General features: G+C 31.9%; 13 protein-coding genes and 1 pseudogene. 6 read left to right on the forward strand and 8 right to left on the reverse strand.

Annotated features, from left to right (window positions below; genetic code table 11):
• Positions 1-451 precede the first annotated feature (451 nt).
• On the forward strand, positions 452-1,339 hold the full coding sequence (locus RCH18_RS11535; protein ID WP_326936909.1) for a J domain-containing protein: 888 nt from the start codon (positions 452-454) through the stop codon (positions 1,337-1,339).
• Positions 1,336-1,629, forward strand: coding sequence for a chaperone modulator CbpM (locus tag RCH18_RS11540; RefSeq protein WP_326936910.1), 294 nt, complete (start codon positions 1,336-1,338; stop codon positions 1,627-1,629). The genes RCH18_RS11535 and RCH18_RS11540 overlap by 4 nt, the downstream gene beginning before the upstream one ends.
• 12 nt (positions 1,630-1,641) lie before the next feature.
• Here the strand turns inward: RCH18_RS11540 and RCH18_RS11545 are convergent, their stop codons facing one another.
• Both RCH18_RS11545 and RCH18_RS11550 read right to left on the reverse strand, forming a co-directional pair.
• Complete coding sequence (locus RCH18_RS11545) at positions 1,642-2,766, reverse strand: cysteine desulfurase family protein (RefSeq protein ID WP_326936911.1); 1,125 nt, start codon at positions 2,764-2,766, stop codon at positions 1,642-1,644.
• Between the two features lie 41 nt (positions 2,767-2,807).
• Positions 2,808-3,704 (reverse strand): EamA family transporter, encoded by an 897-nt coding sequence (locus RCH18_RS11550; protein ID WP_326936912.1) that lies wholly within the window; start codon positions 3,702-3,704, stop codon positions 2,808-2,810.
• Between the two features lie 192 nt (positions 3,705-3,896).
• Here RCH18_RS11550 and RCH18_RS11555 point away from each other — a divergent pair, with 192 nt between their 5' ends.
• The gene (locus RCH18_RS11555) at positions 3,897-4,841 is read left to right on the forward strand and encodes a hypothetical protein (protein ID WP_326936913.1); all 945 of its coding nucleotides are present in this window, start codon (positions 3,897-3,899) and stop codon (positions 4,839-4,841) included.
• 118 nt (positions 4,842-4,959) lie between these two features.
• On the opposite strand, the gene RCH18_RS11560 is transcribed toward RCH18_RS11555, so the two are convergent.
• Both RCH18_RS11560 and RCH18_RS11565 read right to left on the reverse strand, forming a co-directional pair.
• Positions 4,960-5,511: a Smr/MutS family protein gene (locus RCH18_RS11560; protein ID WP_326936914.1), complete on the reverse strand. Its 552-nt coding sequence runs from the start codon at positions 5,509-5,511 to the stop codon at positions 4,960-4,962.
• Positions 5,504-5,686, reverse strand: coding sequence for a hypothetical protein (locus tag RCH18_RS11565; protein WP_326936915.1), 183 nt, complete (start codon positions 5,684-5,686; stop codon positions 5,504-5,506). Before RCH18_RS11565 ends, RCH18_RS11560 begins: the two co-directional genes overlap by 8 nt.
• A 96-nt stretch (positions 5,687-5,782) precedes the next feature.
• On the opposite strand from RCH18_RS11565, the gene RCH18_RS11570 reads away from it, so the two are divergent.
• Positions 5,783-6,061 (forward strand): DUF2752 domain-containing protein, encoded by a 279-nt coding sequence (locus RCH18_RS11570; RefSeq protein WP_326936916.1) that lies wholly within the window; start codon positions 5,783-5,785, stop codon positions 6,059-6,061.
• Positions 6,062-6,080: 19 nt separating this feature from the next.
• On the opposite strand, the pseudogene RCH18_RS11575 reads toward RCH18_RS11570, so the two are convergent.
• Positions 6,081-6,776 (reverse strand): annotated as a pseudogene (locus RCH18_RS11575) (DUF1003 domain-containing protein).
• 355 nt (positions 6,777-7,131) lie between these two features.
• On the opposite strand from RCH18_RS11575, the gene cysM reads away from it, so the two are divergent.
• Complete coding sequence (cysM, locus tag RCH18_RS11580; RefSeq protein ID WP_326936917.1) at positions 7,132-8,019, forward strand: cysteine synthase CysM; 888 nt, start codon at positions 7,132-7,134, stop codon at positions 8,017-8,019.
• A 74-nt stretch (positions 8,020-8,093) separates the two neighbouring features.
• On the opposite strand, the gene RCH18_RS11585 is transcribed toward cysM, so the two are convergent.
• Positions 8,094-8,507: an OsmC family protein gene (locus RCH18_RS11585; RefSeq protein WP_326936918.1), complete on the reverse strand. Its 414-nt coding sequence runs from the start codon at positions 8,505-8,507 to the stop codon at positions 8,094-8,096.
• A 638-nt stretch (positions 8,508-9,145) separates the two neighbouring features.
• Here RCH18_RS11585 and RCH18_RS11590 point away from each other — a divergent pair.
• Positions 9,146-9,817 (forward strand): SGNH/GDSL hydrolase family protein, encoded by a 672-nt coding sequence (locus RCH18_RS11590; RefSeq protein WP_326936919.1) that lies wholly within the window; start codon positions 9,146-9,148, stop codon positions 9,815-9,817.
• Positions 9,818-10,000: 183 nt separating this feature from the next.
• Here RCH18_RS11590 and pcaF read toward each other — a convergent pair whose 3' ends face one another.
• Together pcaF and RCH18_RS11600 are read right to left on the reverse strand one after the other, a co-directional pair.
• Positions 10,001-11,218, reverse strand: coding sequence for a 3-oxoadipyl-CoA thiolase (pcaF, locus tag RCH18_RS11595; protein ID WP_326936920.1), 1,218 nt, complete (start codon positions 11,216-11,218; stop codon positions 10,001-10,003).
• A gap of 7 nt (positions 11,219-11,225) precedes the next feature.
• Positions 11,226-12,572, reverse strand: a complete 1,347-nt coding sequence (locus tag RCH18_RS11600) for a 3-oxoacid CoA-transferase (protein ID WP_326936921.1) — start codon at positions 12,570-12,572, stop codon at positions 11,226-11,228.
• Position 12,573 lies beyond the last annotated feature (1 nt).

Raw genomic sequence — 12,573 nt, forward strand, 5'->3', positions numbered from 1 at the left:
CTCTTCTTGTTCTTGACATAATTCTGCTAATTTAAGGTTTTTAATCCTATCTTAAATTCACACAAAAAGTTGTACGTTTTTTGGGGAGCAGCATATACGCTGTCGTTGTTTGTTTGCTTTTATGTTGATAACTGATCAATAAACTTATAACTAGCCAAAATTATAAAAGATTATATTTGAAACTTACAAGGCTTACGTGGTAAAAAATAGCAATAATATTTTCTTCTAAATATTTATTTGTAAAAAGATTAATATGATGCAGTTATGCTATATTAAATGATTAAATTTGGTTACATCCGATTTAGCAACTATACTTTTTTTGTATATGATAATTAAAAAACCAACTAATATATTTGCAACCACTATATAATAAAAAAATTACAGTATTTGCTAAAAGTATTATTATTTACTTTTAATAATTCAAAAACAACATCAACTTAACACGATATAGATGGCATTTATAGACTATTATAAAATTCTGGAAATTGATAAGAAAGTAACTGAAAGCGAAATTAAAAAAGCATACAGAAAGCTCGCTCGAAAATACCATCCTGATTTAAATCCAAATGATAAAATCGCTGAAAGTAAATTTAAAGAAATAAATGAAGCTAACGAAGTATTAAGTAATATAGAAAACCGAAAAAAGTACGACAAATACGGTGAAAATTGGCAGCATGCTGAACAGTATGAACAATCAAAACAGCAACAACAATATCAAAACGCTAGTCAACAACAAGATTTTGCAGGTGGTGGTGATTTTTCTGATTTTTTTGAATCTATGTTTGGTGGTCAATCCTCAGGAGGTGGTCGCAGAAATACGCAATATAAAGGACAAGATTTTAATGCTGAATTACAATTAGATTTAAAGGATGTATTTACCACGCAAAAAAAAACACTCACCATTAACGGAAAAAATATTCGGATCACAATTCCTGCAGGAGTAGAAAACGGACAGCAAATAAAGATCAGTGGGTTAGGTGGCGACGGAGTAAATAATGGTCCTAAAGGTGATTTATATATTACCTTTTTGATCGAAAATAATAGCGATTTTAAATTAGACAAACACAATCTTTACACCACCGTAGATTTAGATTTATATACTGCTATTTTAGGTGGAGAAATTACCGCTGACACCTTTGATGGAAAAGTAAAACTAACCGTAAAACCAGGAACTCAAAACGGAATAAAAGTAAAGCTAAAAGGAAAGGGATTTCCAGTTTATAAAAAAGAAGGTCAGTTTGGAGATTTATTTATTACCTATCAAATAGAAATCCCCACGACACTTTCGGAAAAAGAAAAAGAATTATTTACACAACTCGCTAAATTAAAAAACTCATGAATTTAGATAATTTAATCTCGATCCCTGATTTATGCTCTCATTACCAAATAGAAATAGCTTTTTTCACTACTCTTGATGAGATGGGTTTAGTTGAGATCAAAACAATTGAAACAATTTCGTATGTAGAAACGAAAGCTATCTATAAAATTGATAAAATGATTCGTATTCACAAAGATTTAGATGTAAACATTGAAGGCATTGATGTAGTCTTTAACCTATTGCATAAAATGGAAACCTTGCAAAATCAAGTTTTAATTTTAAACAATAGGTTGCGATTATATGAAGGATAAGATTCTAGTTTTTTAAATAGTTTTTAATGCTTCAATGAGTACGTCGATATCTTCTTTAGTATTACAATAACTAAAAGAAATGCGCAAACTTGGTTTTAACAAATCCTCGTCAGATAAAATCTCTGCTAAAACGTGTGAAGGCTTTACACTCCCTGATTGACATGCGCTTCCCCTTGAAACAGCAATTCCCTTCATATCCAAATGAAATAAAATCATAGCGGTTTTTTCATGAGTGAATGGCAACAAAACATTTAAAATGGTGTAAAACCCATCCTTGCTACCGTTTATTTTATAGTTTGGAAATTCTAATGCTAATTGCGAAATTAAATATTTTTTTAAATCAGAAATGTGATTTTGCTCTTGCTCTAAACTGCTATATGATAACTCTAATGCTTTAGCCATTCCTGCAACTTGGTGTAAGGCTTCTGTTCCCGCGCGTAAACCTTTCTCTTGTTCGCCACCAAAAAATAACGGTTGTAATCCAGAATTTTTACGTATGAATGCAAACCCAACGCCTTTAGGACCATGAAATTTATGAGCACTGGCCACAATAAAATCTATATTTAAATCCTTTAAATTTATCGCTGTTTTTCCAACTGATTGCACCGTATCTGAATGAAATAAGGCTCCATGCTCTTTACAAATACGCCCTACTCGCTCTAAATCTAAAATAGTTCCTGTTTCATTATTGACGTGCATTAAACTAACTAATGTTTTCTTTTCCTGAGAAAGTAATTCAACTAGATGTGTCAAATCAATTTCTCCTGATGTTTTTACCTTTACGTAGTCAATTTGGATTGCATATTCTTTCTCTAAAATTAAGGCCGCATATAAAACAGCATGATGTTCCATTTTGCAAGTGATAATACGTTGCACATTTAAATCCTTTACCGCTGATCGAAGAATCCAATTATTGGCTTCGGTGCCACAAGAAGTAAATATAATTTCAGAAGCGATAGCATTTACACTCTGTGCAATTGATTTTCTTGATAGCTCTAAAATACTTTTGGATTTACGTCCTAAACTATGCGTTGATGATGGATTTCCATAATCTTCAATAAGTATTTTTGTCATTACTTGCACAACTTCGGGACGAATTGCCGTTGTAGATGCATTATCAAGATATATATTTTTCATTTATTTTCTTTTTTTAGGTCTGCAGAAAAATTATTTAATACTTAAACGGCTTTTAACTTTTTTGGAAATAAGATTCTTTCATTAAAAATAATTACTGAAAGCAATATTAATAGATATGAAAATATTTGAAGAGATGTTACTTGCTCATTATAGTATAAAATTGCAATTATAAAAGTAATTATGGGATTGATGTAAATCATAATTCCAACTGCTGAAGAATTAATACCCTTGAGCGCGTAAAGATTTAAAAACAGTGGAATAATTGTAAAAAATATAACTATAAAAAACATGCAACTATAAAATAGAGGTTCAGCGGGGATTGCACCACTGTAATTAGGATAAAATGGAAGTAAAACCAAGGCTGCAAAAAGCAATTGAATAGTGAGGACCAAAAATTTATCCATTTGGCTGTTTTTTCTTTGACTCACTAAATACATAGCGTATGTTGCAGCAACCACAAGACTAAAGAAAATATCTTGAAAATGACCAAATGATAGTAAAATACAGCTAAACAAACTAATTATTACAGCACTCCACTGCCAAATACTAAGCTTTTCTTTTAAAAGAAAATAAGCAAAAACTGTTGTGAGAATAGGACAGATCAAATACGCTAAAGAAGCGGCCTTTACACTAACATGGTTCACAACATATATAAAAACAAACCAATTAGAGATAAGAAATAGCCCACCTCCTACTGTCAATATCGCTATATTTCTTTTCTGTTTCAAGGAACTATTTTTAAAATAAGTAAAATCTCTTCTTATCACACTTCTTCTAAAAATCAAATTGATCAAAATCATTGTGATTACGCTTAAAAAAACGCGGTAAAATAAAATATCTAATGAGGGATAATGGTGTAATGGTTTTAAAGCAAAACTAAAAAAACCCCAAATGACAAATGCTAAAAAAGCAGCCGAATAATATTTATTAACTGGCATAAATCGTTTTAAATTGATGCAAAGATACTCTTTTCAGTTGGCTTTGAGAATGCGTACTACATCATAAAAATATTTTGAATTTCTGAAGATGAAAAAATTTAAAATTGTAATTAATTTTAAATGGAGGTTTTTTAAACTGGAAACTATTGAGAACAAATTAAAAATTCTATTTTTGTTTGAAATTTGATAAAAATGAAAAAAATAATAAGTTTAGTAATTTTCGCATTGTTTATAAATGCTTGCGATGATGGAGATCTTACGCAAGAAAATATAAGTTTTGATACTGTAAAAATTCAAAAATGTAATTCAAATTCACTTTTGTACAAAATTAAAGAGAATGAAGCGCTTATTTTTGAAACAAGTAACATTACATTTCCAACAGAAACACTTTCTCAAACTCTTGACATCACTGGATCAAATCGAGTTGTCTATCGCTTTTTTAATAATCTAGTGGCTTCAGCTACTATTTGTGAATTGATTCCACCAGCAAATCCTGTAGTTACAGATCAATGGACCGCAACAGGTGGAAAAATCATTATTAATACCACCGCAGTAAAAACAAATAATGAAGCAGATAATAGCTCTAAAATTACAGGTTACAACCACAATATAACCTTTAGAAACATCACTTTTAGCAAAACGAATGGGACACAAGTTTATGAAACTTTTATCTTTGGCGACTATGTGATCAGCACAACAGCGTTGCCTTTTAATTTTACTAAAGTATTGAAACAATGTCCTACGTCTAAACGATTATATGATAAAAACAGTAGTGAAGCGCTTATCTTAGACATCGATCCTAGTTTAATTGTAAATACGGCTACACCATTAAATACGCCACGTACAGGACTTATAAGTGATACTAAAAACAAACTAACTTATAGATTATTCTCAGGTTTGTTGACAGATGATTATTTTTGTAATACTACATTTCCAGCGACTCCTTTAGTTAATGAAGAATGGATTGCCGCAGCAGGCGTTATTAATGCATCAGGAATTATTGAGGTGACAACAACGGCTAACGGCAATGCATTTAAGCATACGATAGTTATCAAAAAAGCAAAATTAAAGAAAGGAAATAGCGATTTTCTCTTAGGTGATAATTACCTCTATGGCGAATTATTAACCACAAATTAATCAGACTTCATTCTTGTAAATTGAATAAAAATTTCTAATTGCTACAAAAGTCTTATTTCAAATGAATGTTTATAAATTCATTGGAAATAGGACTTTCTTTTTTTCAGAGACTAAACAATTACATAGCACTTTGCTTAATAAAAACTTCTGTAGCCCCTTGACCATATTTTTGATAGTTTCCTTCTTTAAAATCAATGTTATCATAGCGACCAAGTAAGAAGTCTAACTCCGACTTTAAGACGCCTTCACCTACACCGTGAATAAATACAATTTTGGGAATCCTATTTCTAATCGCAAATTCAATATGGCGTTTAGCGGTATCGGTTTGTAAGGTAAGAATATCATAATTAGACATTCCGCGCTTATTAGGTACTAGTTTTTCTATATGTAAATCAAATTCAGGAGGTGGAATTTCGTGTTTAGATTTCTTTTCTTTTACAAAACTACGGGCTTTAGGAATTTCCTTTTCTTTGGCAATTTCAGCAATATTAATACGTCTTATAGAATCCATTAAATTGCTAGAGTTGTCAACTTTAAGTAATTCTTTACCATCAAAAGTCATTACAAAGCCATCAGCAGTTTCAATAGTAACTTGATTATCTTTTATAGATAATACCACACCATTCATATCCTCGTCAAGTACTAGAACTTTATCTCCTTTATTAAACATTTTCGTCGTCTTTATTTTGATTTTTACTCGGCGTTTTAGCACTCAGCTGCATCATTCCAATCATAAAAAGTATAAATGCAAAAACTTTAATATACAGATGTATTTCAATATTTACTTGCTGATATAATCCAGCTATAATAGCAACTATAACAACAAAAATTAAAATTTTTTTCATTTTGGAATATTAAGATTCAAAAGTAATCAAATAAAATTATTTATTTATTATTTCTATTGTTCTTAAAATTGCGTAAAATTGTATAAAATAAAAACAATGGATATAGAAAAATATATGTTTCCTTGTTTCAGCAAAACACTCTTTGGAATTGAATGTTTAGGCTGTGGTTTTCAGCGCAGTTTTGTATTGTTATGTCAAGGCGATTTTTCTGGTTCATTTAAAATGTACCCCGCACTATTAACCACTTTTTTGTTCTTAGGAATTTTAGCTTTAAGTTTTATCCAAAATAATAAAAACTTCAGAAATTTGATTTTTGCTTCCGCTATTTTAAACGGAATAATTATGATAGCTGGTTATATTTACAAACATTACTGAAAGCTGAAACTTATTTTTATTATTTCATTCTAGTCAAAATATCATTCATCATGTCGATTTGAACTTTTTGAATTTCGATTAACTCCTCTTGTTGATGCATAATTAAATGATCTAATTTTTCATGAAGCATTCTAATTTCAAGTTCTGATTTTAGATTAATCATATAATCCTTCTTTGCTCGTTCCCGGTCTTTCTCTTCTTGACGATTTTGGCTCATCATGATCACTGGAGCTTTAAGAGCTGCTAAACAAGACAGAATTAAATTCAATAAAATAAATGGATAGGGATCAAACCCTTTGTTGACAAGAATATAAATATTAGCCAAAATCCAAAGCAAAATAAATATCCCAAAAAGTATAATAAATTTCCAACTTCCGCCAAAAGCTGCTACTTTATCAGCTATTTTTTATCCAAAGGTTCTAAATCCTATTTCATCTTCAACAGAATTCACCAACGAAACATCTTCTTTTAACGATCCAATAACCTTGTTTTCTAGATTGGATAGCTCATTTATTTCAACAGACAGATAATTAGAAATATATTTCTCGCGATACATATTAAGTTCTGTGATAGAGAGAAATTGATTTTCATCAAAATCTGGATAGTCCATTTTGATTAAAGTAAAAATAGGATCCCGTACTGTTTTTGCAGAAATTTTATCTGCAATAGGAAATTCCTTTTTTGAGAGATCACTGATAAAAGTATTTTTCTTCATAAATATTTTTTTTATGGCAATATAAATTAGATCTACTGATGTATTTTTTAATTGATGATCCGGTTTGAGTAAGCGAAAATATTTTTGAAGTAAATTAATAACAATTTTAATGAAAACTAATGAAATAAACACATCCCCTTTCTACTTTCGAAATAAATAATTAAAAATAGTTCAATACCTTTGTTTGCAGTTTTAAACTATCGTCCGTAATCTACAGTAATCTTTTAATCATCATTAATACTTCGTATTGTTGTTGCTAAAAAAATTTCTTTCTAGCGACAATAAAAAAAATATAACTGCTCAACTACTACATATAATAAAGTTGTAGCGATTAAAACACATCAAAAAAACTAACATGATATCTCAAAAAATAGTTGATCTAATTGGTAACACTCCAATGGTAGAATCAGTAAATTTAGTTCCAAATAAAAATGTAAAACTTTTTTTAAAACTAGAAGGCAATAATCCTGGCGGAAGTATAAAAGACCGCGCGGCTTACAACATGATAAAATCTGCCTTAGATCGAGGAGAAATTAAGAAAGGTGATAAATTAATTGAAGCCACAAGTGGTAATACAGGTATTGCACTGGCTATGATTGCACAATTATTCGATATAGAAATTGAATTAATACTTCCTGAGAATTCTACAAAAGAGCGTACACAAACAATGCGAGCCTATGGCGCAACTGTTATTTTGACACCTGCAAGCACAGGAATAATAGGTTCAAGAGATTATGCAGATAAAAAAGTGGCGGAAGGCGGTTATATTATGTTAAATCAGTTTGCTAATGATGATAACTGGAAGGCGCATTATAAAACTACAGGTCCAGAAGTTTGGAATGATACTGATGGAACTATTACTCATTTTGTAGCAGCTATGGGAACAACTGGAACTATTGTGGGAACTTCCACTTACTTAAAAGAAATGAACTCATCGATTCAAATTGTAGGAGCACAACCCAGCGATGGTTCACAAATACCCGGAATTAGAAAATGGCCAACAGCGTACCTTCCAAAAATTTATGATGCCTCAAAAGTAGACACGCTTATTGAAGTTTCTGAACAAGAAGCACGTGCCATGACAAAACGTTTAGCACTTGAAGAAGGAATTTTTGCTGGAATGAGTAGCGGTGGATCAGTAGCTGCAGCAATTAAAATAGCAAGCACGTTAGACTGCGGAGTGATTGTCGCCATTATTTGTGATAGAGGCGACCGATACTTGTCTTCTGATTTATTTGATTAAAAAAAAGTAAAATGAAAAGAAAAAAAGGGCTAGTTTTTTAAATAAAACTAGCCCCTTTTATAAATTATATTTGATTAAGAAACTAAAGTGGCAGCTGTTGAAATTGCTGCATTAAGAACCTTTGAAATTGGACAATTTTTTTCTGCTTTAGATACGTGTTGTTGAAAAACTTCGTCTGTTATATCTTTTATTTTAGCCGAAATAGTTAAGTGAGAGGTAACGATAGCGCCATCTACTAAATCTATATCACATTTTGATTCAATACTCTCAATTTCAAAACCTTCCTCGCTTAAATACGCTGATAATTGCATAGTAAAACATCCTGCATGTGCCGCTGCTATTAATTCTTCTGGATTTGTACCAACACCTTCTTCAAATCGAGATTTAAAGGAATACTGGGTATCGTTAAGCGTTGTGCTTTGTGTTGTAAGTTTTCCGTTTCCTTCTTTTAGAGAACCTTGCCATACTGCTGTTGCATTTCTTTTCATAATGTTGTAGTTTTTAATGTAGTGATAATAATTTATTTTAAGTTTAAATTAAAGTAAGAGGTAAACATTTGTTTTTTGTCTAAAATTTACAAGAGATTTTGTTATGTATTATCTTCAAATTTAGTTTAATTAATAAGTAAAGATTTCTAAATAGTAATTTTTTAACGAAAATTTAAAAACAATTTTAATCATTTTTTTGTTGTTTAATTGCTGGCATTAAAGGATTAAAACTTTTCTCATGCAACTGGCTAAATTATAATTAGATTGCCAAAAGTAAAGTTTGCAATGTTGCGAATACGTATTGAAATTATTATAATTTACTATTGTATCTCGTATAATGCTATAAAAACGTTCTACTTTTAATCATCGAACTTCGCTCACTATAAAAGAAAATTCACTTAATGAAAAATTCTACGCAGAAATGAATATGTGATACAAATTACTACATTGTAAAAATAAAGTGCCGTTATACGTAAAATAATTAGTCAAATGAAAATTAAAATATATATTAGTGTTTTTACAACTGATTCATTAGATATGTTTGATTTGCAAAATCATGAGAACCATTTTATACAATTATCAAAATGCATATGATCTCACTTTTATCTAAATATTATTATAAATTACTACTTTTCATTATGGCAGGCAACATTCAAGCGCAAGATTGGGCTAATTTAAATAAATATGAAATTCAAAATGCGCAACTGCAGCGTCCTATTGTTGGCGAAAAAAGAATTGTATTTATGGGAGATTCTATCACCGAATTTTGGAGTGTGATTGACCCTGATTATTTTTTGGGAAAATCCTATATCAATCGTGGAATCAGCGGACAAACAACGCCTCAAATGCTTGTTAGATTTAGAGTTGATGTTATTGCATTGCAGCCAACAGCGGTAGTACTATTAGCTGGAATTAATGACATTGCGGGAAATACTGGTCCTTCCAGCATTGAAATGATTCGAGATAATATTTTCTCTATGATAGAACTAGCAAAGGCAAACCATATTAAAGTCATCCTATGTTCCGTATTACCAGCTTTTGATTTTCCATGGAAACCCAATCAAGAACCTGTCAGAAAAATAAAAACTTTAAACGAACTTCTTAAAAATTACGCTTTCAAAAATGATTTAATCTATGTCGATTATTATTCGTCTATGGTGGATGAAAAACAAGGATTAAATATAAATTACTCTGCTGATGGGGTTCATCCTAATAAAACAGGCTATAAAGTAATGGAGTCTCTTGTTGAAAAAGCAATTGAAATGGCTTTAAAAAAAAATAGTGAAATAATATTACTTTGTATTCCTTAAATATTGTAGCAATAAAAGGTTATGTTTAATTCAAAAACCTACAAATATTAGAGTACTAGGATGTGAATGGCTTTATTAAATAATGCTAAAAAAATCCTATTAAACTTAATAAATTTCATAGGATTATTATATTCGTCAATACAACGTCTTATTTGCGGTATTGGAAAGACTTTCGGCCAATTTCTATCTAATATGCACATTTTCAATAATAACAGCATAACCCATTCCTACTCCAATGCACATGGTACAAAGTGCATATCTTTTATTTTGCTTTTGAAGTTCGATAGTAGCAGTTTGAATAATGCGAGTTCCAGACATTCCAAGTGGATGACCAAAGGCAATAGCGCCACCATTAGGATTAATTCTTACGTCATTATCTGCCAAACCTAAAGCTCTAGAACACGCTAGCGATTGCGCTGCAAAGGCTTCATTTAACTCTATAATATCAATATCATCTAATGTAAGTCCTGCTTTTTTAAGCGCTTTTTGAGTCGCTCCTACTGGGCCAATTCCCATTAAACGAGGCTCAACTCCCACAACTGCCGAAGCTACAATTCTAGCTTTAGGAATTAAATTATATTTTTTTATCGCCTCTTCTGAAGCTAAGTATAAAGCTGCCGAACCATCATTCAATCCAGAAGAATTTCCTGCAGTAACTGTTCCATTTTCTCTTTTGAAAGCGGCTCTTAAAGTCGCTAGTTTTTCAAGAGTAGTATTACCCTTTACAAATTCATCTTTACCAAATACTGTAATATTTCCTTTTTTATCAATAAGTTCAATTGGAATAATTTCTTCTGCCAAACGACCGTTTTGCTGCGCTGTAAATGCTTTCTGTTGTGAATGAAAAGCAAATAAATCCTGATCTTCTCTACTTATTTTATAAAGTTCTACTAAGTTTTCGGCAGTAACTCCCATAGGATCTGTTCCGTACATGGATTGCATTTTTGGATTCACAAAACGCCATCCAAAACTTGAATCATACATTTGAGCATCATTTCCAAAAGGTTTTGAAGTTTTAGAAATCACCCAAGGACTTCTTGTCATGTGTTCCATCCCGCCTGCAATCATGATATCAGCATCTCCAACTTGGATACTTCTTGAAGCATCAATAATAGCTGACATTCCCGAAGCACATAGACGATTTACCGTTTGAGCAGGAACAGTAAATGGTAAACCTGCTAGTAATGAAGCCATTCGTGCCACATTTCTATTGTCTTCTCCTGCCTGATTGTGATTTCCAAGAATCACTTCGTCAATCATTTCGACAGGTATATTTGGATTGCGTTTTACTAATTCTCGAATGGTTAAAGCTGCTAAATCATCGGCTCTAAGAGTGGATAAACTTCCTCCAAAACTCCCAATTGGAGTTCGGATTGCATCTATTATATAGGATTGGTTCATATTTTTACTAATTTAGTTTTTCAATAAAATGAGCAGTTGTTTTAGACCGTATTTCTTCGAGAGAACTTCCCGGCATAATTTCGATTAGGGTTAACTTTCCTTCGATAAACGAAAAAACAGCCAGATCAGTAATTATTAAATCGACAACTCCAGAAGCAGTTAGCGGTAAAACACATTTTGGAACCACTTTAGCAGAACCATCGGGGTTAGAATGTGTCATAGTGATAATTAATCGTTTTGCTCCTTTTGCTAAATCCATAGCACCACCAACACCCAACAAAGGCTTTCCAGGAACGGCCCAATTCGCTAAATCTGCAACTTCATCAACTTCTAAACCTCCCATGATAGCAATATCGACATGACCGCCGCGAATCATAGCGAAGGAATCAGCACTATCAAAATAACTACTTCCTTTGAGTGCAGTAACTGGAATTTTTCCAGCATTTACGGGATAATCCATAGCGCCACCACCATCAGTAGGAACGGGTCCTACGCCAAGCATACCGTTTTCAGTATGTAAAATTATTCCGTGTTCATCTGTAATTAAATCTGCAACTAGAGTTGGTATTCCAATTCCTAAATTGACAACATCTCCTTTTTTTAATTCTTTTAAAGCACGTCTTGCCATATTCATTCGGCTTTCATCCACTTTTTTAGAAATAGAAACTGATGCAGAACTTCCCAAATCCTCTAGTGTAATTTTAGCTTCTACTAAATAATCAACAAAACAACCTGGAGTATGAACAAATTCAGGTAATATTTCGCCAACTGGAATAATTTCTTCTACTTCGGCAATTACTAAATCTGCCGCTGTTGCCATCGCTTTGTTGAAATTATTTTCGGTCATTCTGTATTGCAAATTCCCGGCGGTATCTGCTCTCCAAGCACGAATAAAAGCTACATTACCACGAATTCCTTTAATAAAAACCTGTTCTTCGCCATCAATGATTTTCGTTTCTCTTCCCGTTGCAATTAAAGTTCCCGCAGAAGTAGGTGTGTAAAAACCTCCAATTCCTGCTCCGCCAGCTCTTATTGCTTCGGCTAGTGTTCCTTGCGGTAATAGCTCATAATCTACGGCTCCCGTTTGAGCAGCTTTGACTGCGTCAGGATTAGAAGTAAAAAAAGAACCTATCATTTTTTTTATCTGGCCATTTCGTAATAATCGACCGCCACCAATTCCTGCTTCGCCCGTATTGTTTCCTATAAAAGTGAGGTTTTTAGTTCCAATTTCAGCGAGTGCATGCATCAAATGAACTGGATTTCCAGTCATACCAAAACCTCCTTGAAGTAATGTATCTCCTTCTTTAACCATTTCTGCGGCAGTATGTAAATCTACTATAGGTACTTGTTTCATT

The organism is Flavobacterium sp. PL11, assembly GCF_035985025.1.
In the GTDB taxonomy this organism is placed as follows: domain Bacteria; phylum Bacteroidota; class Bacteroidia; order Flavobacteriales; family Flavobacteriaceae; genus Flavobacterium.